We start from the raw sequence: 19,849 nt of genomic DNA, 5'->3' as shown, positions 1-19,849 counted from the left end.
GCCTGCTCGCGAAAGCGGTGTATCAGCCAACAGAGATGTTGAATGATCGACCGCATTCGCGAGCAGGCTCGCTCCCACACTGGATTTATGACACAAGAAAATCAGGCAGCAGGCTGATCCAGCTCAAGCCCCACACCCAACCGGCGGCTCATGCACGGCCAGCGTTTCCACGCCGCGCCAGTGTCCGGGCTGCTGAGTTTTTCGCGATAGGCTTCTACCGACTCCAAAGCAAAACTCTCTTCGTTGAGCATCTCGTCGATCGCGTGATGCACCGCTTCATCCAGTTGGTTGGCAAATTCCTCACCGATCAATTGGTGAGCAATCAGGTTGGCGACCGTCATGTCCAAGGGGATCAATGGCTGGCCGAAATGCTTGATGTACAGGTCGTTGACCTCTTCGACAAAGCGGTGTGCCAGATAGGCCTCGTCGAGCAGGCTGTCCAGGCCGACGTGTCCGGCCATGATCGCCGGCGGCTGGAGGAAATACTGCTCGGCGATTTTCAGCACCGGTTTGATCTGCGATTCGATTCCCGCTTCCCTGGCGACTTCATTGGCTGCATCCAGCAGGTCCGGTACTTCATCGATGTAGGCGGCGACAAAACGCGTCAGCACGCCCTGGGCGTCGGCTTCCGGCAACTGGATCGCCGGGTGCAGGTGAGGCAGCTTGCTTTCCAGCTGACGGGTCAGCAGGCCGGTGTCTTTTTCGTGCTGTTGGGCTTTTTGGATCTGCTCGCGCAATGCGGCGGTGTTCATGAAAACTCCAGGAAACAAGGCAATGAAATAGGGAAGACATAACTTAGCTGGCTTACGAAAAACGCTAAGACGCATTTGTCATAATTATTTCATCCTTGATGCAGCTGCGTTATATCCATTCGCCACCACTCGTCTGCATCCTTCTCCATTCGGGCACTTGAACGCAAGCGCCGGGTGTTTCAGCTCATTTACGTGCCCGGGTTGCAATTCCCGGGCGCTGTCTATACTCGCCAATGAATGGAGTTAGCTGATGACGCCCGACTGCACCCGCAGCAAGGCCCGGCGATTCAAGTTCGTGGTCTGATGCAGCCGCTCCCTTGCCGCAGGCGATACGCCGGCGGGATAACAAGAACGATAAGGGGAACCCGCAATGATGCGACATCCACATGTCTGGATGGGACTCCTGTTGTGGTCGATTTTCAGCCCGGCCAACGCGGCATGGACTGTGAATATGGCGCCTGGAGCGACTGAAATCAGTCACGCAGTATTCGACCTGCACATGACCATTTTCTGGATCTGTGTGGTGATCGGGATCATCGTCTTCGGCGCCATGTTCTGGTCGATGATGGTGCACCGCCGCTCTACTGGCCAGGTCGCGGCCAAATTCCACGAAAGCACCGGCGTCGAGATCATGTGGACCATCGTGCCGCTGCTGATCCTGGTGGCCATGGCCGTGCCGGCCACCGCGACGCTGATCAAGATGTACGACACCAGCGAGCCGGACATCGATATCCAGATCACCGGTTATCAGTGGAAGTGGCACTACAAATACCTGGGCCAGGACGTCGAGTTCTTCAGCAACCTGGCCACCCCCGCCGAGCAGATCCACAACAAGGAAGCCAAGGGCGAGCATTACTTGCTCGAAGTCGACAAGCCGCTGGTGCTGCCGATCGGCGCCAAGGTGCGCTTTCTGGTGACCTCGGCTGACGTCATTCACTCATGGTGGGTGCCGGCGTTTGCGGTCAAGCGCGATGCGATTCCCGGGTTCGTCAATGAGGCCTGGACGCGCATCGACAAGCCCGGTCTCTACCGTGGCCAGTGCGCCGAATTGTGCGGCAAGGATCACGGCTTCATGCCGATCGTGGTCGAGGTCAAGGAACAGGCCGACTACGAAAAATGGCTCGCCGAGCGCAAGGCCGAGGCCGCGCAGCTCAAAGAACTGACCAGCAAGGAATGGACCCTCGACGAACTCAAGGAGCGCGGCGACAAGGTTTACCACACCACTTGCGTGGCCTGTCACCAGGCTGAAGGCCAGGGCCTGCCGCCGATGTTCCCGGCGCTCAAGGGCTCGAAAATCGCCACCGGGCCGATCAAGGATCACCTGAGCATCGTCTACCACGGCAAACCCGGCACCGCCATGGCGGCGTTCGGCAAACAGCTGTCAGAAGTCGATATCGCAGCGGTCGTGACTTACGAACGTAACGCCTGGGGCAACAACAAGGGCGACATGGTCACGCCAAAAGAAGTGCTGGAGCTGAAACAGGCGGAAAGCAAATGAGCCGGTCAATTGCGTATTCAGTGAACCGGTCGGGGCAGCGCGCTCCGGCCCGCCCCGTCCACTTTCGTGAAGGAGACCGGCCATGAGCGCTGTCATCGATGACCACGGTCACGCCGACCACGCCCACGGCCCCGCCAAAGGCCTGATGCGCTGGGTGCTGACCACCAACCACAAGGACATCGGCACGCTGTACCTGTGGTTTGCCTTCTGCATGTTCCTGCTCGGCGGCTCGTTCGCCATGGTCATTCGCGCCGAGCTGTTCCAGCCCGGCCTGCAGATCGTGCAGCCGGAATTCTTCAACCAGATGACCACCATGCACGGTCTGGTCATGGTGTTCGGCGCGGTGATGCCGGCATTCGTCGGCCTCGCCAACTGGATGATTCCGCTGATGGTCGGCGCGCCGGACATGGCCCTGCCACGGATGAACAACTTCAGCTTCTGGCTGTTGCCGGCGGCGTTTCTGCTGCTGGTCTCGACGCTGTTCACCCCGGGTGGCGGGCCAAATTTCGGCTGGACCTTTTATGCGCCGCTGTCGACGACCTACGCGCCGGAAAGCGTGACGTTCTTCATCTTCGCCATCCACTTGATGGGCATCAGTTCGATCATGGGCGCGATCAACGTAGTCGCGACCATCCTCAACCTGCGCGCGCCCGGCATGACCCTGATGAAAATGCCACTGTTCGTCTGGACCTGGCTGATCACCGCGTTTCTGCTGATCGCAGTGATGCCGGTGCTGGCCGGCTGCGTGACGATGATGCTCATGGATATTCACTTCGGCACCAGTTTCTTCAGTGCTGCCGGCGGCGGTGACCCGGTGCTGTTCCAGCATGTATTCTGGTTCTTCGGCCACCCCGAGGTGTACATCATGATCCTGCCGGCGTTCGGCGCGGTCAGCCAGATCATCCCGACCTTCGCGCGCAAGCCGCTGTTCGGCTACACCTCGATGGTCTATGCCACGGCGAGCATCGCGTTCCTGTCGTTCATCGTCTGGGCGCACCACATGTTCGTGGTCGGCATCCCGCTGGTGGGCGAGCTGTTCTTCATGTACGCGACCATGCTGATCGCCGTGCCTACGGGTGTGAAAGTGTTCAACTGGGCGAGCACCATGTGGCAAGGCTCGATGACCTTCGAGACACCGATGCTGTTTGCCGTGGCGTTCGTCATCCTGTTCTCGATTGGCGGTTTCTCCGGGCTGATGCTGGCGATCGCCCCAGCGGACTTCCAGTATCAGGACACCTACTTTGTCGTCGCGCATTTCCACTATGTGCTGGTACCGGGGGCGATCTTCGGCATCTTCGCCTCGGCTTATTACTGGCTGCCGAAGTGGACCGGGCACATGTACGACGAAACCCTCGGCAAGCTGCACTTCTGGCTGTCGTTCGTCGGCATGAACCTGACCTTCTTCCCGATGCACTTCGTCGGTCTTGCGGGAATGCCGCGACGGATTCCGGACTACAACCTGCAGTTCGCCGATTTCAACATGGTCTCGTCGATCGGCGCATTCATGTTCGGCGCCACGCAGATCTTCTTCCTGTTCATCGTCATCAAGACCATCCGTGGCGGCGCACCGGCCCCGGCGAAACCGTGGGACGGTGCCGAAGGGCTGGAGTGGAGCGTGCCGTCGCCAGCGCCGTATCACACCTTCACCACGCCGCCGGAAGTGAAATGAACACCTGCTGTTTTTTGCAATGTGTGCAGAGGCACAGATCCCCAGTGGATGCTCACAGATCTCCTGTGGATGTACACAGATCCCCTCTCCACAAAAGCTTCACCGGCCACCAGGGAACACGAGGAAACATGAATCATGGCTGACTCGATCTCGCTGAAGAAACTCGTCACCCGCCTGCTGCTGGTGGTGGTGGCGATGTTTGTCTTCGGTTTTGCCTTGGTGCCGATCTACGACGTGATGTGCAAAGCCTTCGGCATCAACGGCAAGACCGGCAGCCAGTACTCAGGCGAGCAAGTGGTCGACACCTCCCGCCAGGTGCGCGTGCAGTTTCTCTCGACCAACACCGCCGACATGCCGTGGGACTTTTACCCGAAACACGACGAGCTGACCGCCAACCCCGGCGCGGTCAACGAAATGGTGTTCATCGCGCGCAATCCCACCGACAAACCGATGAGCGCGCAAGCGGTGCCGAGCATCGCGCCGAGCAACGCGGCGGCGTTTTTCCACAAGACCGAATGCTTTTGTTTTACCCAGCAGGTGCTGCAGCCCGGTGAACAGATCGAAATGCCGGTGCGTTTCATCGTTGACCGCGACATGCCCAAGGAAGTGAAGCACCTGACGCTGTCCTACACGCTGTTCGATATCACCGCCCGACATCCGCCGGTGGCTGTTAACACTGGCGGTTGAGCGTGGCCGATAAGGAGAACAATAAATGGCAACTCATGAGCATTATTACGTCCCGGCCCAGAGCAAATGGCCGATCATCGCCACGCTCGGGATGTTCGTCACCGTGTACGGCCTCGCCACCTGGTTCAACGATCTCAAGGCCGCACGCCCGGATTCCCACGGCCCACTGATCTTTTTCGTCGGTGGCCTGCTGCTGGCGTACATGCTGTTCGGCTGGTTCGGTGCGGTGATCAAGGAAAGTCGCGCGGGGCTGTACAGCCCACAGCTGGACCGCTCGTTCCGCTGGGGCATGAGCTGGTTCATCTTTTCCGAGGTGATGTTCTTCGTCGCCTTCTTCGGCGCACTGTTCTATATCCGCGTCGTGTCGGCACCGGGGCTGGCCGGCGAAGGCAGCAAGGGCCTGTCGGAAATGCTCTGGCCGAACTTCGAATATGTCTGGCCGTTGCTGAACAACCCCGACCCGAAACTGTTCCCACCGCCCAAGGATGTCATCAGCCCTTGGGGCCTGCCGCTGCTCAACACGATCCTGCTGGTCAGCTCCAGCGTGACCATCACCATCGCCCACCATGCGCTGAAGAAAGGCCATCGCGGCGCACTGAAACTGTGGCTGGCGATTACCGTACTGCTGGGCATCGCGTTCCTCGGCTTCCAGGCCGAGGAATACATTCACGCCTACCAAGAGCTGGGGCTGACCCTCGGCTCGGGCATCTACGGCGCGACGTTCTTCATGCTTACCGGCTTCCACGGCGCCCACGTGACCATCGGCACGATCATCCTGTTCGTGATGCTGATGCGCATCATGAAAGGCCATTTCGACAACGAGCACCAGTTCGGTTTCGAAGCGGCGAGCTGGTATTGGCACTTCGTCGACGTGGTCTGGATCGGCTTGTTCTTCTTCGTTTACGTCCTCTGACTGCTGGCGCTACCAAGGCGCATGGGACACCAACTGGCCGCTGTAGAAACCCCAGGCCATCAGGCCGACGGTGACCACGGCCAGTGCCACCCGAACACTCAAGGCGATGACCAGCCGATTGGAGCTGCTGTCGTCCTTGACCAGGAAAAACAGGCCGCTGAACAGGCTGACGACCGTGGCAATCAGCATCAGGACGATCGCTGCTTTGAACATGGCAAGACTCCGGGGGACAGGCGATGCACTTGAGTATAGCGATCGCGATGACTGACTTTATGGCGCGCCCATGAAGCGCTTTCGCCCGGGCGTGATTCCTACTGTCGTGGTGGCGCTGTTGCTGCCGCTGATGGTTGCACTGGGCTTCTGGCAACTGGGCCGGGGGGCGGAGAAAACCGCGCTGCTGGCCAGTTATGCCGAACGTCGCGTGGCCGAACCGCTGGCCAGCAGTGAACTGCTCGCCAGCGCCGACCCGGCTTACCGCCGCGTGCGCCTGCACGGCCAGTTCGACCCCGCCCATACCCTGTTGCTCGACAACCGCCAGCGTGGCGGCAAGGTCGGCGTCGAATTGCTGCAACCGTTTCAGGATCAACGCAGCGGTCTGTGGCTGCTGGTCAATCGCGGCTGGCTGCCATGGCCCGATCGACGCGTGCCACCGCAATTCACGACACCGGCCGAGGCGCTGACGCTCGACGCCTGGGTCTATGTCGCCCCCGGCGCAACGTTCCAGTTGCACGCCGATCCGGTCAGCCATGTCTGGCCGCAAACCATTACCGCCGTCGAGCCGGGCAAATTGTGGCAAACCCTGGAGCGCGACGGCTTCGCCTACGAATTACGCGCCGAACCCGGCCCGGCCAGCTACCAGACCGATTGGCCGGTAGTCGCGATGGGCCCGGAAAAACACCTCGGCTACGCCGTGCAATGGTTCGCCATGGCCACGGCGTTGCTCGGGCTCTACCTCTATTTCGGCTGGCACCACGCAAAGGAGAAACGCCATGGGAAGCGCCATGAATCCACCCAGCATGTCTGAGGCCAAACCCGTTCCGAGCCGCCGGCGCGGGCGCATTCAATTGTTGCTGATCGTGCTTGGCGTGGTCGGGCCGATGCTGCTCGCCACCGGCATGTACAAATTGCAGTTCTGGGTGCCGGAAGGACGCAGCTACCACGGCGAGCTGATCGGCAACGGCCAGACCCGCGCCGACCTCGGCGTGCAGGCCGATGAGCAGCGCTGGCAGATTCTGGTCACGGCGCCGAAGGATTGTGCCGTCGATTGCCAGCAACTGGTTTATCTGGCGCGGCAGATCCAGATCAGCCTCGGCCGCGAAGCCGGGCGCGCCAGCCACGCCCTCGCCGCCGCGCAACCACTGAGCGCTGATTACGCCGCAAAACTCGACCGTGAATATCCGCAGTTGCAGCGCTATCCGCTGGATGCCGGGGTGTTCGCCAGGACCACCGGCGATAAAGCTGTGCCGCAGCTGTGGATCGTCGACCCGCACGGCAATCTGGTGCTGCGTTACGAGCCGAATGTGAAGGGCAAGGATCTGCTTAACGACCTGCGGCATCTGCTGAAACTGTCGAACATCGGATGAGGGCATCGTCATGGCCAAACCTGGATTTCGCCTCGCGCTGTTTGCCACCCTGCTGGCGCTGATTGTCGTGCTGCTCGGCGCCTACACCCGCCTGACCCACGCCGGCCTCGGCTGCCCGGACTGGCCAGGCTGCTACGGCTTTATCAGCGTGCCGAAAAGCGAGGCGCAACTGGCCCATGCCGAACTGCATTTCCCTGACGCGCCAGTGGAGGCGCACAAGGGCTGGAACGAGATGATCCACCGCTACTTCGCCGGCACCCTCGGCTTGCTGATTTCAGTTTTGGCCGGGCGCGCCTGGGTCAACCGGCGCCATCCGGGCCAGCCGGTGAAACTGCCGCTGTTTCTGCTGGCGGTGGTCATCGCCCAAGCGGCGTTCGGTATGTGGACGGTGACGCTCAAGCTTTGGCCGCAAGTGGTCACCGGGCATTTGCTCGGCGGCTTTGCCACGTTGAGTCTGCTGTTCCTGCTGACGCTGAGGTTGTCCGGCGTGCTGCCGGCGCTGACCGTACCCAAGCGCCTGCAATACTGGGCGACGGCGGGCCTGCTGCTGGTGATCGGCCAGATCGCCTTGGGCGGCTGGGTCAGTTCCAACTACGCAGCGGTGGCCTGCATCGACTTCCCCACCTGCCACGGCCAATGGCTGCCGCCGGCGGACTTCGCCAACGGTTTCCACCTGACCCAGCACATCGGCCCGAATTATCTCGGCGGACAACTCGATAGCGATGCGCGCACGGCGATTCATCTGACCCACCGCATCGGCGCTCTGCTGGTGACGGTCGTGCTGCTCGGTCTGGCGTGGCAGTTGAAAGCGGTAGGCATGACCCGATTGGCCGGATTGCTGCTGATCGCCCTTGCCGCGCAGATCACCCTCGGCATCAGCAACGTACTGTTTCATCTACCGCTGCCAGTGGCCGTCGCCCATAACGCTGGCGGTGCGGCGCTGTTGCTGACTCTGGTGCTGGTCAACTATCACGCGCGCACCAGCCTGTTGCGGGTGAACCAACCGGTGCTGGCGCGCTGGCGCTTGAGTGCGCACAAACCTGTCGTCGCGCCCATCGCATTGAAAGGAGAAACGCCATGGCGAGTCTGATCGGCGAGCGTGCAGCGCAAGCGCTGTGGCGCGATTATCTGGAGCTGACCAAACCGAAAGTCGTGGTGCTGATGCTGATCACCTCGCTGGTCGGCATGTTCCTCGCTACCCGCGCCGGCGTGCCGTGGACAGTGCTGGTGTTTGGCAATCTGGGCATTGCCTTGTGCGCCGGCGGTGCGGCGGCGGTCAATCATGTGGTCGATCGGCGCATTGATGCGGTAATGGCGCGCACGCACAAACGGCCGCTGGCCGAAGGCCGGGTTTCACCTGTGGCGGCGCTGACCTTCGCCCTGGTGCTGGCATTGCTCGGCCAGGCGCTGCTGCTGACCTTCACCAATCAGCTGACCGCTTGGCTGACTCTCGCCTCGCTGCTCGGTTACGCGGTGGTCTACACCGGTTTCCTCAAACGCGCGACGCCGCAGAACATCGTCATCGGCGGCCTCGCCGGTGCCGCGCCACCGCTGCTGGGCTGGACTGCCGCCACCGGCCATGTCAGCGCCGAACCGCTGTTGCTGGTGCTGATCATCTTCGCTTGGACCCCGCCGCACTTCTGGGCACTGGCGATTCATCGCAAGGAGGAATACGCCAAGGCCGACATTCCGATGCTGCCGGTGACCCATGGCGAGCACTACACCAAAGTGCACATTCTGCTGTACACCTTTGCGTTGCTGGCAGTGAGCCTCTTGCCCTACGTGATTCACATGAGCGGCGTGCTGTATCTGGTCTGTGCGCTGGCGTTGGGCGCGAGGTTTCTGCAATGGGCCGTGGTGCTGTACCGTGGCACTCGGCCGCACGCGGCGATCAACACCTTCAAGTACTCTATTTATTACTTGTTCCTGTTGTTCATCGCCCTGCTCGTAGACCACTACTTACTGTTGAACCTATGACCCGAACCCAGAAAACCGTCTTCATCCTCGTCGCCGTGATCGCGCTGATCCTCGGGCTTACCGTGAATAAAGTGCTGAACGGCAAAGGCCAGGGCGACCCGACTGCGCTGATCGACGCCGGGATCATCCTGCTGCCGCAGAGCCGCAACCTGCCGGACGTGACCATGACCGATCAGGACGGCAAACCGGTTGCCATCGATGAGCTGAAAGGCAAGTGGAGTCTGTTGTTCTTCGGCTACACCTTCTGCCCGGACATCTGCCCGACCACCCTGGCGCGACTGCGGCAGATCAAGAGTGAATTGCCGAAAGAGGCTGTGGATAAATTGCAGATCGTGCTGGTCAGCGTTGACCCCAACCGCGACACGCCGAAGCAGTTGAAGCAGTACCTGGGCTATTTCGATCCGCAGTTCATAGGCCTGACGCCTTCATCTATCGAGGAACTGCAGAAGGTGGCGAACGCGGTGAGCATTCCGTTCATTCCCGCCGATACCAGCAAGCCGAATTACACCGTGGATCACAGCGGCAATCTCGCCGTGATCGGCCCGGACGGCACGCAGCGCGGGTTTATTCGCGCGCCGTTGAACAATGCCAAGCTGGTGGCGCAGTTGCCGGCGATGCTTGAGCGCAAGTGACAGTTCAAAAGCTAAAAAGCCCCTCACCCTAACCCTCTCCCAGAGGGAGAGGGGACTGACCGAGGTGTTTATTCGAATTGCGCCGACCTGCAATTGTGAGTCGATCTCAGGCTCGAAAAGCTTGAAGGTCGGCCCCCTCTCCCTCGGGAGAGGGCTGGGGTGAGGGGAAGCTTCAAGGCAGGTCGCAAGCCAGGCACCAGACACAAAAAAGGGGACGCCATTGGCGTCCCCTTTTTCATTGCAGCAACCTGAATCAGAACGCCGGCAACACCGCGCCTTTGTACTTCTCGGTAATGAACTGCTTCACTTCCGGGCTGTGCAGCGCAGCCGCCAGTTTCTTCATCGCGTCGCTGTCCTTGTTGTCCGCGCGGGACACGAGGATGTTCACGTACGGCGAGTCGTTGCCTTCGATCACCAGCGCATCCTTGGACGGATCAAGCTTGGCTTCCAGCGCGTAGTTGGTGTTGATCAGCGCCAGATCAACCTGAGTCAGCACGCGCGGGATGGTCGCGGCTTCCAGTTCACGGATCTTCAGGTCTTTCGGATTCTCGGCGATGTCTTTGACGGTCGACAGGATGTTTTTCGAATCCTTGAGCTTGATCACGCCAGCCTTGTCCAGCAGCAACAGCGCACGGCCGCCGTTGGTGGCGTCGTTCGGGATCACCACGTTGGCACCACCGGGCAGGTCCTTCAGATCCTTGAGCTTGCTCGAATAAGCACCCAGCGGCTCCAGGTGCACGCCGGTCACGGCGACGAGGCTGGTGCCCTTGGCCTTGTTGAACTCATCGAGGTACGGCTGGTGCTGGAAGAAGTTGGCGTCCAGACGCTTTTCAGCGACCTGTACGTTCGGCTGAATGTAGTCGGTGAAGACCTTGACCTTCAGATCCACGCCTTCCTTGGCCAGGGCCGGTTTGACGAATTCGAGGATTTCCGCGTGCGGCACCGGGGTGGCGGCAACGGTCAGGGTCTCGGCGTGGGCCGAAAACGCCGCAACAGCGGCGAAAGCAGCGATCAGTTTTTTCATTCAGCTAACTCCTTGTGAGGGCGCCCGCCAGCGAATGGCCCGCGCCTCTTGATTAAAAAACCGCTTATTTGCGCGAGAAATGCACGACCAGACGGTCGCCAACCATTTGCAGCACTTGCACCAGAATCAACAGCAGCACCACGGTGACGATCATCACGTCAGTCTGGAAACGCTGGTAGCCGAAACGGATCGCCAGGTCGCCCAGACCACCGGCGCCGACCACACCGGCCATCGCCGTGTAGGACACCAGTGTAATCGCTGTCACCGTAATCGCTGCGAAGATGCCCGGACGGGCTTCCGGCAGCAAGGCGTTCATGATGATCTGCCGCGTGGTCGCGCCCATCGACTGGGTCGCTTCGATGATGCCGCGATCGACTTCGCGCAGCGCGGTTTCCACCAGACGCGCGAAGAACGGCGTGGCGCCCACCACCAGCGGCGGGATCGCCCCGGCCACACCCAGCGAGGTGCCGGTGATCAGCACGGTGAACGGGATCATCACGATCAGCAGAATGATGAACGGCAGCGAACGCAAGATGTTCACCACCAGCGACAGCACGGCGTAGAGGCCACGGTTCTCCAGCAACTGACGCGGGCTGCAGAGAAACAGCAGCACGCCCAGCGGCAGACCGAGCAGCACCGTGAACAACAGCGAACCGCCGAGCATCAGCATGGTGTCGCCAGTCGCCAGCCAGATTTCATACCAGTCGATATTGGCGAAGAAACTCATTAGGTCGGCCATTAGCGCAACACCTCCATGTGAACGTCAGCGGCGGTGAAGCGGGCAAACGCCGCTTCCATGTCGCCACCGGTGACAGCGAGGGTCAGTTGCCCGTACGGAATGTCTTTGATGCGGTCGATGCGACCGGCAAGGATGCTGTAGTCGACGCCGGTTTCCCGCGCGACGGTGCCGAGCAACGGCGCGTAGGTCGCCTCGCCCTGAAAGGTCAGACGCACGATGCGCCCGGGCACATGGGCGAAGTCGTCACGCTGCTCGCTCTCGTCGATCTGCTCGCTTTCCTGGACGAAACGCTTGGTGGTCGGGTGCTGCGGATGCAGGAACACATCGGCCACCGGACCCTGCTCGACGATCACGCCAGCGTCCATCACCGCGACCTGATCGCAGACGCGACGGATCACGTCCATCTCGTGGGTGATCAGGACGATGGTCAGTTTCAGTTCGCGGTTGATTTCGGCCAGCAGTTGCAGGACCGATGCCGTGGTCTGCGGGTCGAGGGCGCTGGTGGCCTCGTCGCACAGCAGAATTTTCGGCTTGGTCGCCAGCGCACGGGCAATGCCGACGCGTTGCTTCTGACCGCCGGACAATTGCGCCGGGTACTTTTTCGCGTGGTCGGACAGACCGACCCGCGCCAGCAGCTCGGCCACGCGATGGTTGATTTCGCTGCTCGACAACTCACCGGCCAGGGTCAGCGGCAGGGCCACGTTGTCGGCGACGGTCTTGGAGGCGAGCAGGTTGAAGTGCTGGAAGATCATCCCGACCTGCTGGCGGAAACGGCGCAGGCCGTTGGCGTCCAGTGCGGTGACTTCTTCGCCGTCGACGATGATCTTGCCGCCACTGGAATCTTCCAGACGATTGATCAGACGCAGCAGGGTACTTTTGCCCGCACCGGAATGGCCAATCAGGCCGAACACCTGGCCGTTCTCGATGGCGAGACTGGTCGGGTGCAGCGCGGGAATATCCTTACCGGCAACGCGGTAAGTCTTGTGGACGTTTTGAAACTCGATCACGTAGCGAACCTTGTGGGGCGCGTTGGAAAAGGATCAGCGGTTAGCCGGGCGCGCATTTTAGCCTGTCCGTATAGAGGTTCTTAGCATTTATTTCGCAATTAACCTTCAATTTGGCAATAACGCGATCAAAGGTCAGATAAACGGAACGGCTGAAACGCTCATCAGTCACTAAGTAAGCGACTTGAAACCCTGGGTGCCGTGCCCGGGAATCACTCAAGGGTCTGCGGAAGGCATCCGGGGCCAAACGAGGAGTTTACGTCTGATGAGCATCAAAAAGCCTGCACCCGATAAAAGCGAGATGGCCGGAACCGACACCCCGGATCGCGCCAACACCAACGCCAAGCTCGACAGCCTGGAAGAATTCCGTTCGGACGCCACCGGTCAGGCACTGCGCACCAATCAGGGCGTGAAGATCGCCGACAACCAGAACACCCTCAAAGCCGGGCCGCGCGGGCCTTCGCTGCTGGAAGATTTCATCATGCGTGAAAAAATCACGCACTTTGACCATGAGCGGATTCCGGAGCGCATCGTCCATGCTCGCGGCACTGGCGCGCACGGTTTCTTTCAGACCTACGAGAACCATGCAGCGCTGACCAAGGCCGGCTTCCTGCAGGATCCGGGCAAGAAAACCCCAGTGTTCGTGCGCTTTTCCACGGTGCAGGGGCCACGGGGTTCCGGCGATACCGTGCGTGACGTGCGCGGCTTTGCGGTGAAATTCTTTACCGATGAAGGCAACTTCGACCTGGTCGGCAACAACATGCCGGTGTTCTTCATTCAGGACGCGATCAAGTTCCCGGACTTCGTCCACGCGGTGAAACCCGAGCCGCACAACGAAATTCCCACCGGCGGCTCGGCTCACGATACGTTCTGGGACTTCGTCTCGCTGGTGCCGGAATCGGCGCACATGGTCATCTGGGCGATGTCCGACCGGGCCATCCCGAAAAGCCTGCGCAGCATGCAGGGCTTCGGTGTGCACACCTTCCGCCTGATCAACGCTGAGGGCAAATCACGCTTCGTCAAATTCCACTGGCGCCCTACCGCCGGCACCTGCTCGCTGGTGTGGGACGAGGCGCAGAAGCTCGCCGGTAAAGACACCGACTACCATCGTCGCGACCTGTGGGAAGCGATCGAAATGGGCGACTACCCGGAATGGGAGCTGGGCGTGCAGATCGTCGAAGAAGAGAACGAACACGACTTCGACTTCGACATCCTCGACCCGACCAAGATCATCCCCGAAGAAATCGTTCCGATTACGCCGCTGGGCAAAATGACCCTGAACCGCAACCCGGACAACTTCTTCGCGGAAACCGAGCAGGTCGCTTTCTGCCCTGGCCACATCGTGCCAGGCATCGACTTCTCCAATGACCCGCTGCTGCAAGGTCGGCTGTTTTCCTACACCGACACGCAGATCAGCCGACTCGGCGGGCCGAACTTCCATGAGCTGCCGATCAACCGTCCGGTGGCGCCGTTCCACAACGGCCAGCGCGATGCACAACACCGCACCACCATCGACAAGGGCCGCGCTTCTTACGAGCCAAACTCGATCGACGGCGGCTGGCCGAAAGAAACCCCGCCGGCGGCACAGGACGGTGGTTTCGAGAGCTACCCGGAGCGCATCGACGCAGCGAAGATCCGTCAGCGCAGCGAATCGTTCAGCGATCACTTCTCCCAGGCCCGCTTGTTCTTCAACAGCATGAGCGAGCACGAGAAAGAGCACATCATCGCTGCCTACAGCTTCGAGCTGGGCAAGGTCGAGCGTGAGTTCATCCGTGCCCGTGAAGTGAACGAAATCCTCGCCAATATCGACCTGACCCTGGCCAAACGCGTGGCGGAAAACCTCGGCTTGCCGGCGCCAGCCAAAGGCACGGTCGAAGTGCGCAAGACCTCGCTGGAGCAATCGCCAGCGCTGAGCCAGGCCAACCTGCTGCCGGGCAATATCAAGACGCGCAAGGTGGCGATTCTCGCGGCCAACGGAGTTGATGCTGCGGCCATCGATGCGATGAAGAAAGCGCTGGAAGCCGAAGGCGCTCACGCAAAACTGCTCGGCCCGACCTCGGCGCCAGTGACAGCCGCTGACGGCAAGGCATTGCCGGTGGATGCGTCGATGGAAGGCATGCCGTCGATCGCTTTCGACGCGGTATTCGTGCCGGGTGGCGCGGCGTCGATTACTGCGTTGAGCGGTGATGGAGTGGCGTTGCATTACCTGCTGGAAGCGTACAAGCACCTGAAGGCGATCGCGCTGCACGGCGAGGCCAAGCAATTGCAGGACTTGCTGAAGCTCGATGCGGATGCGGGGCTGTTGCAGGGCGCGGATGTGGGCGCGTTGACCAAGCCGTTCTTCGCCGCGATCGGCGAGCATCGGGTCTGGGCGCGGGAGCCTAAGGCCAAGGCGATTCCAGCGTAAAAGCAAAAGATCGCAGCCTTCGGCAGCTCCTACAGGATGTACTCAATCCCATGTAGGAGCTGCCGGAGGCTGCGATCTTTTTATGGCTTGCGCGGGCTTAAAACCATCTGCGCCGGCACTGTGCGCAGGATCTGCTTGTCGATCTGCAAATCAAAATCTGGATCGAGCTTCTTGACTCGCTTGCTCAGCAACGTCGCCAGCCAGGGATAATCCGCGGTGCGCGGCGCCTGAATGCTGACGGCGCATTCGTAATTCACCACATCGGCGGCGATCGCATCGAGTTGTCGTTGCAGCTTGTGAATATCGCCGATGTTCAACGCAACGGTGGTGCTTTCGGCGGTCGGGTCGATGACCTTGGCTTTCGGCCTGGCTTCGGCAGCCAGCAGTGCGGCCTCAGCCTTTTCCAGCTCGGCCTTGCGCGCTTCGGTGATCGCGCCGTTGACGCCGCCGGTCAGCGCGGGCGCTTTGGGCATCAGGGCGCGAGCACGGCTCAATGCAGTGGCTGCAGCGTTGACATCGCCTTTTTGCAGGACGATCTGGCTGCGGCGCAGGTACGCCTCGGCCAGCTGCCGCTGGTATTGCTCCAGGGATTGATCATTGGGGGTTGCGGCCTGCAACGCGGCCAACTGGTCTTCGGCGGTGGCCAGTTCGCTGCTGGCGAGGCTTTGCTCCAGCTGTGCGATGGCCGTAGCCCGCGCATCCGGGACTTCAGCCACCGGCGGCGTGCTTTGGCAGGCGCCCAGCAGCACTGAAAATGCGACAAGGAGCAGATAACGGGAGGCGAACGGCTTCATTCCTGCGACTCTCTAATTGCGCAAAAAGCGGCCAAGTCTACACCCCACGACGGGGCAGAACAAAACTCAACAGAAACAGCGCGGCTGCCGTCACCACGATCGACGGCCCCGCCGGGGTGTCCTTGAACCACGACAACGCCAGCCCGCCGCACACCGCGAGCATGCCCAGCAGGCTCGCGCCCAGCGCCATCTGCTCCGGCGAACGGGCGTGACGCTGTGCCGCAGCCGCCGGGATGATCAGCAGCGAAGTGATCAGCAGCACCCCGACGATTTTCATCGCCACGGCGATCACCACTGCGATCAACAGCATCAGCGCCAAGCGCAAACCCGCAACCGGCAAGCCTTCGACCCGCGCCAATTCTTCGTGCACGGTGACCGCCAGCAGCGGTCGCCACAGCGTCACCAGCACCACCAGCACCGCCGCAGTGCCGCCGAGAATCCACGCCAGGTCGCTCGGACTGATCGCCAGCAAATCGCCGAACAGATAGGCCATGAGGTCGATCCGCACTTCATGCATGAAGCTTAGTACCACCAGGCCGAGAGAGAGCGTGCTCGGTGCAAGAATTCCCAACAGCGTGTCGGACGCCAGCGGCTGGCGCTGTTGCAGCGTCACCAAGAGCACCGCCAGCAGCAGGCAACCGACCGTTACCGCCACCGTCGGGCTGACGTCCAGCAGAAAGCCCAGCGCCACGCCCAGCAGTGCGGCGTGGGACAGCGTATCGCCGAAATAGGCCATGCGCCGCCACACCACAAACGAGCCGAGCGGTCCGGCCACCAGCGCCAGGGCCAGACCTGCAAGCAGGGCATACAAAAGAAAATCAGCCATGCTTGCAGCCGTCTCCATGAACATGAGGTTGCCCGCCGAGCGGGCCTTTGACCACCGAACCGTGCAGGTCGTGGGCGTGGTCGTGATGGTGGTGATAGATCGCCAGACTCGGCGCGTTCTTGCCGAACAGTTCGACGAATGCCGGATCGCCGCTGACCTGCTCGGGGTGCCCGGAGCAGCAGACGTGGCGGTTGAGGCAGACCACCTGATCGGTGGTGCTCATCACCAGATGCAAATCGTGGGACACCATCAGCACGCCGCAACCGTGGCGGTCGCGCAGCCGGGTGATCAGGCTGTACAGCTCGGCCTGCCCGGCCACGTCGACGCCCTGCACCGGCTCATCGAGCACCAGCAGCTCAGGCTCACGCAGCAGTGCCCGAGCCAGCAGCACGCGCTGCATTTCGCCGCCGGAAACGCTCTGCACCGGGCTGTCGATCACGTGTTCGGCGCCGACCTCCTTCAGTGCGGCCAGGGCACGCGAACGATCGACGCCAGGCACCAGGCGCAGGAAGCGCAGCACTGACAGCGGCAGGGTCGGGTCGACATGCAGCTTCTGCGGCATGTAGCCGACGCGCAGCTTCGGTTTGCGCCAGACGCTACCACTGTTCGGCTTCAACAGCCCGAGCACGGCGCGTACCAGCGTGGTCTTGCCGGCACCGTTGGGGCCGATCAGGGTGACGATCTGCCCCGGCTCGACGCTCAGCTCGATGTTGTCCAGCACGGTCTGCCCGGCAAACGTGACGGCGACCTGCTCCAGACGGATCAGCGCGTTGCTCATCAGGCCCCCTGGCAACCGGCGCACAGACCAACCACTTCGACCGTCTGCGCTTCGACGATAAAACCGACGTCTTTGGCGCTGCTGATGATCGCGTCGCTGATCACTTTTTGCTCAAGTTCGATGGCGGCGTGGCACTCGCGGCAGATCAGGAACTGGCCCTGATGCGCGTGTTCAGGATGCACGCAGCCAACGAAGGCGTTGAGCGACGAGATGCGATGGACCAGGCCGTTTTCCAGCAGGAAATCCAGTGCGCGGTACACGGTAGGCGGCGCGGCGCGGCGGCCGTCCTGCTCGCTGAGCACCGCGAGGATGTCGTAGGCACCCAGCGGCTTGTGGCTCTGCCAGACCAGTTCCAGCACACGGCGGCGCAGGGCGGTCAGACGCAAACCTTTCTGCGCGCACAAGGTATCGGCCTCGGACAAAGCGCTGTGCACGCAATGGGAGTGGTCGTGGGGACGGCTGGCAATCGGGGTAATAGGCATGAGCGGCGACGAGATTTGCTGGAGACGTTATTATGTTACCCGTTCTCGCTTCCTTGAGTGGTCATCGTGTCCCGACTTTTTTCTGTTTTTGTGGCTTTTGTTGCCAGTTTTCTGCTGATCGGTACGGCTCAGGCCGAGGTCAAAGTGCTCACCAGTATTAAACCGTTGCAGCTGATTGCCGCTGCCGTGCAGGACGGCGTGGCGATTCCCGAGGTGCTGCTGCCGCCGGGTGCCTCCCCACACAATTACGCCCTGCGCCCATCCGACGTACGGAAGGTGCAGTCGGTCGATCTGCTTTACTGGATCGGCCCGGACATGGAAGGTTTCCTGCCGCGCGTACTCGGCGGTCGCAGCCTGCCGAGCGTCGCTGTGCAGGATCTGCCTGGCCTCAACCTGAGGCATTTCGGCGCGGACAACCATTCCCATGCCGAAGAAGCCGACGAGCATGATCACGATCATCGCCCCGGCTCGCTGGATGCACATTTGTGGCTGTCACCGGTCAATGCGCGGGTGATCGCCGACAAAATGGCTGCCGACCTCAGCGCCGCCGACCCGGCCAATGCCCAGCGTTATCAGAGCAATGCCAAAGCCTTCGATGCACGTCTGGATGCGCTGGATCAGCGTTTGAAGAAGCGCCTGGCCAATGTCGAAGGCAAGCCGTACTTCGTCTTCCACGAAGCCTTCGATTATTTCGAAGACGCTTATGGGCTGAAGCACGCCGGGGTGTTCGCGGTGGCCGCCGAAGTACAACCCGGCGCCCAGCACGTCGCGGCGATGCGCAAGCGTTTGCAGGAAGTGGGCAAGACCTGTGTGTTCAGCGAGCCGCCATTGCGTCCACGTCTGGCGGAAACGCTGGTGGCCGGTTTGCCAGTGAAACTGGCCGAGCTGGATGCGCTGGGTGGTTATACGCCGGCGACCGCTCAGGGATATGAGCAGGTGTTGGAAAAGTTGGGCAATGATTTGGCGGGATGCCTGGAATCGTTGTAACAACACAAAACCTGTGGGAGCGAGCCTGCTCGCGAAAGCGGTGGGTCAGTCAGCAAAAATGCTGAACGGGCCGCCGCCTTCGCGAGCAGGCTCGCTTCCACAGGTTCATGTTTGCTTGGCGAATCTACTCAGAGGGCGAAGGGCAATGGTGTATTGACCTTCTGCCGCTGCGCCAGGCGCTGCTCGAATTCCTGCGGATCGTGAATCAACACATCCTGCCCGGCGAACTGCTCGGCGGCGATCAAGCGTGACAGCCAGAACCGCACACAGGCCACACGCAGCATCGTTGGCCAGAGCTCAGCCTCCGCCGCCGTGAACGGGCGCAGCGCCGCATAGGCACCGAGAAACGCACGCGCACGCGGGCCATCGATCACGCCCTCCTCGTCAGAACACCAGTCATTCAAGGCAATTGCCACGTCGTACAGCATCGGCCCCGAGCAGGCGTTGTAGAAGTCGATCAGCCCGGTCAGGTGGGTGCCTTCGAACATGGCGTTGTCGCGGAACAGGTCGGCGTGAATGTTCGCCCGAGGCAGCGCGAGGATCTTGTCTTTGCGCTCGGTGATCTCACCCAGCGCCTTTTGCAGCAAGGCACGCGGCTCATCGCTCAGGTGCGAGAGAAATTCAGTGCCCTCCTCCAGCATCCAGTCCAGACCGCGATCGGTCTTGCGCTTGATCATGCGCTCGCCCTGGGTCGCCAGGTGCAGATGCGCCTGCAACTCGCCGACCTGGGCGCAATGCTGGGCGTTGGCGACTTTGATGTGCTTGCCCGACAGGCGCGGTTGCAGCAGCGCCGGTTTGCCTTTGAGTTCACGCAGGGCCAAGCCGTCGGTGGTGCGCAGGGCGTAAGGCACCGGCAGTTCGGCTTCGTGCAGCACGTCGAGCAGGTCGATGAAGAACGGCATCTCTTGCACCGGGCCGCGCTCGACCAGGGTCAGGACAAACTCGCCCTGCTCCAGACTGATGAAGAAATTGGTGTTTTCGCTGCCGGCGGCGATCCCCTGGAAATCAAGCAGACGGCCGAGCCCGTAAGGGGCGAGAAAGGTTTCCAGCTCGGGCCGAGCCAGGGGAGTGAACACAGACATGTCTTAACTGCCAGT

General features: G+C 61.3%; 21 protein-coding genes. 11 read left to right on the top strand and 10 right to left on the bottom strand.

All coding sequences use genetic code 11. The features are described from left to right. Window positions 1-101: 101 nt before the first annotated feature. Window positions 102-752 (bottom strand): hypothetical protein, encoded by a 651-nt coding sequence (locus tag V8J63_RS02940; RefSeq protein ID WP_024015006.1) that lies wholly within the window; start codon window positions 750-752, stop codon window positions 102-104. Window positions 753-1,122: 370 nt separating this feature from the next. Between V8J63_RS02940 and coxB the strand changes: the two genes are divergently transcribed. The 4 genes from coxB (at window position 1,123) to V8J63_RS02920 (ending at window position 5,519) form a co-directional block, all read left to right on the top strand. After that, a complete protein-coding gene (gene coxB / locus V8J63_RS02935; RefSeq protein ID WP_016772326.1) occupies window positions 1,123-2,250 on the top strand; it encodes a cytochrome c oxidase subunit II in 1,128 nt (375 codons plus the stop codon). 82 nt (window positions 2,251-2,332) lie between these two features. Continuing rightward, window positions 2,333-3,919 (top strand): cytochrome c oxidase subunit I, encoded by a 1,587-nt coding sequence (ctaD, locus tag V8J63_RS02930; protein ID WP_016772327.1) that lies wholly within the window; start codon window positions 2,333-2,335, stop codon window positions 3,917-3,919. Between the two features lie 135 nt (window positions 3,920-4,054). Beyond that, window positions 4,055-4,606 (top strand): cytochrome c oxidase assembly protein, encoded by a 552-nt coding sequence (locus V8J63_RS02925; protein ID WP_071173968.1) that lies wholly within the window; start codon window positions 4,055-4,057, stop codon window positions 4,604-4,606. Between the two features lie 25 nt (window positions 4,607-4,631). After that, the gene (locus V8J63_RS02920) at window positions 4,632-5,519 is read left to right on the top strand and encodes a cytochrome c oxidase subunit 3 (RefSeq protein ID WP_016772329.1); all 888 of its coding nucleotides are present in this window, start codon (window positions 4,632-4,634) and stop codon (window positions 5,517-5,519) included. A 9-nt stretch (window positions 5,520-5,528) separates the two neighbouring features. Here the strand turns inward: V8J63_RS02920 and V8J63_RS02915 are convergent, their stop codons facing one another. Then, a complete protein-coding gene (locus tag V8J63_RS02915; RefSeq protein WP_016772330.1) occupies window positions 5,529-5,732 on the bottom strand; it encodes a twin transmembrane helix small protein in 204 nt (67 codons plus the stop codon). A gap of 70 nt (window positions 5,733-5,802) precedes the next feature. Between V8J63_RS02915 and V8J63_RS02910 the strand changes: the two genes are divergently transcribed. From V8J63_RS02910 to V8J63_RS02890, 5 genes are read left to right on the top strand one after another with little or no spacing between them, the layout of a single operon-like run. Next, window positions 5,803-6,543 (top strand): SURF1 family protein, encoded by a 741-nt coding sequence (locus V8J63_RS02910; protein WP_125927301.1) that lies wholly within the window; start codon window positions 5,803-5,805, stop codon window positions 6,541-6,543. Further along, window positions 6,509-7,102 (top strand): hypothetical protein, encoded by a 594-nt coding sequence (locus V8J63_RS02905; protein WP_056791251.1) that lies wholly within the window; start codon window positions 6,509-6,511, stop codon window positions 7,100-7,102. Before V8J63_RS02910 ends, V8J63_RS02905 begins: the two co-directional genes overlap by 35 nt. A gap of 10 nt (window positions 7,103-7,112) precedes the next feature. After that, window positions 7,113-8,192: a COX15/CtaA family protein gene (locus tag V8J63_RS02900; protein ID WP_125927302.1), complete on the top strand. Its 1,080-nt coding sequence runs from the start codon at window positions 7,113-7,115 to the stop codon at window positions 8,190-8,192. Continuing rightward, window positions 8,180-9,079 carry a heme o synthase gene (gene cyoE / locus V8J63_RS02895; protein WP_125927303.1) on the top strand — a complete coding sequence of 300 codons (900 nt, stop codon included), beginning with the start codon at window positions 8,180-8,182 and terminating at the stop codon, window positions 9,077-9,079. The genes V8J63_RS02900 and cyoE overlap by 13 nt, the downstream gene beginning before the upstream one ends. Further along, on the top strand, window positions 9,076-9,711 hold the full coding sequence (locus V8J63_RS02890; RefSeq protein ID WP_336463541.1) for an SCO family protein: 636 nt from the start codon (window positions 9,076-9,078) through the stop codon (window positions 9,709-9,711). The genes cyoE and V8J63_RS02890 overlap by 4 nt, the downstream gene beginning before the upstream one ends. A 253-nt stretch (window positions 9,712-9,964) precedes the next feature. Here the strand turns inward: V8J63_RS02890 and V8J63_RS02885 are convergent, their stop codons facing one another. The 3 genes from V8J63_RS02885 to V8J63_RS02875 form a co-directional block, all read right to left on the bottom strand. Next, window positions 9,965-10,735: a MetQ/NlpA family ABC transporter substrate-binding protein gene (locus tag V8J63_RS02885; protein WP_016772336.1), complete on the bottom strand. Its 771-nt coding sequence runs from the start codon at window positions 10,733-10,735 to the stop codon at window positions 9,965-9,967. Window positions 10,736-10,799: 64 nt separating this feature from the next. Then, a complete protein-coding gene (locus tag V8J63_RS02880; protein ID WP_016772337.1) occupies window positions 10,800-11,474 on the bottom strand; it encodes a methionine ABC transporter permease in 675 nt (224 codons plus the stop codon). Beyond that, window positions 11,474-12,481: a methionine ABC transporter ATP-binding protein gene (locus tag V8J63_RS02875; RefSeq protein WP_073470783.1), complete on the bottom strand. Its 1,008-nt coding sequence runs from the start codon at window positions 12,479-12,481 to the stop codon at window positions 11,474-11,476. The genes V8J63_RS02880 and V8J63_RS02875 overlap by 1 nt, the downstream gene beginning before the upstream one ends. Window positions 12,482-12,743: 262 nt before the next feature. On the opposite strand from V8J63_RS02875, the gene katE reads away from it, so the two are divergent. Further along, complete coding sequence (gene katE, locus V8J63_RS02870; protein WP_125927304.1) at window positions 12,744-14,885, top strand: catalase HPII; 2,142 nt, start codon at window positions 12,744-12,746, stop codon at window positions 14,883-14,885. Between the two features lie 80 nt (window positions 14,886-14,965). On the opposite strand, the gene V8J63_RS02865 is transcribed toward katE, so the two are convergent. From V8J63_RS02865 to V8J63_RS02850, 4 genes are read right to left on the bottom strand one after another with little or no spacing between them, the layout of a single operon-like run. Further along, complete coding sequence (locus V8J63_RS02865) at window positions 14,966-15,679, bottom strand: PA5502 family lipoprotein (protein ID WP_024014992.1); 714 nt, start codon at window positions 15,677-15,679, stop codon at window positions 14,966-14,968. 37 nt (window positions 15,680-15,716) lie between these two features. Further along, window positions 15,717-16,505, bottom strand: coding sequence for a zinc ABC transporter permease subunit ZnuB (znuB, locus tag V8J63_RS02860; RefSeq protein WP_336463540.1), 789 nt, complete (start codon window positions 16,503-16,505; stop codon window positions 15,717-15,719). Next, entirely contained in the window at window positions 16,498-17,283 is a 786-nt protein-coding gene (gene znuC, locus V8J63_RS02855) for a zinc ABC transporter ATP-binding protein ZnuC (RefSeq protein ID WP_024014991.1), read from the bottom strand. Before znuC ends, znuB begins: the two co-directional genes overlap by 8 nt. After that, window positions 17,283-17,765, bottom strand: a complete 483-nt coding sequence (locus tag V8J63_RS02850; protein WP_024014990.1) for a Fur family transcriptional regulator — start codon at window positions 17,763-17,765, stop codon at window positions 17,283-17,285. Before V8J63_RS02850 ends, znuC begins: the two co-directional genes overlap by 1 nt. A 66-nt stretch (window positions 17,766-17,831) precedes the next feature. Between V8J63_RS02850 and V8J63_RS02845 the strand changes: the two genes are divergently transcribed. Then, window positions 17,832-18,752: a zinc ABC transporter substrate-binding protein gene (locus V8J63_RS02845; protein WP_130888810.1), complete on the top strand. Its 921-nt coding sequence runs from the start codon at window positions 17,832-17,834 to the stop codon at window positions 18,750-18,752. A gap of 128 nt (window positions 18,753-18,880) precedes the next feature. On the opposite strand, the gene V8J63_RS02840 is transcribed toward V8J63_RS02845, so the two are convergent. Continuing rightward, entirely contained in the window at window positions 18,881-19,834 is a 954-nt protein-coding gene (locus V8J63_RS02840; protein WP_336353075.1) for a homoserine kinase, read from the bottom strand. Window positions 19,835-19,849 lie beyond the last annotated feature (15 nt).

The organism is Pseudomonas sp. CCNWLW23 (assembly GCF_037095675.1).
GTDB lineage: Bacteria > Pseudomonadota > Gammaproteobacteria > Pseudomonadales > Pseudomonadaceae > Aquipseudomonas > Aquipseudomonas atacamensis.
The sequence above is the reverse complement of the archived record's forward strand: the minus strand, read 5'-3'. Positions and strand labels throughout refer to the sequence as shown.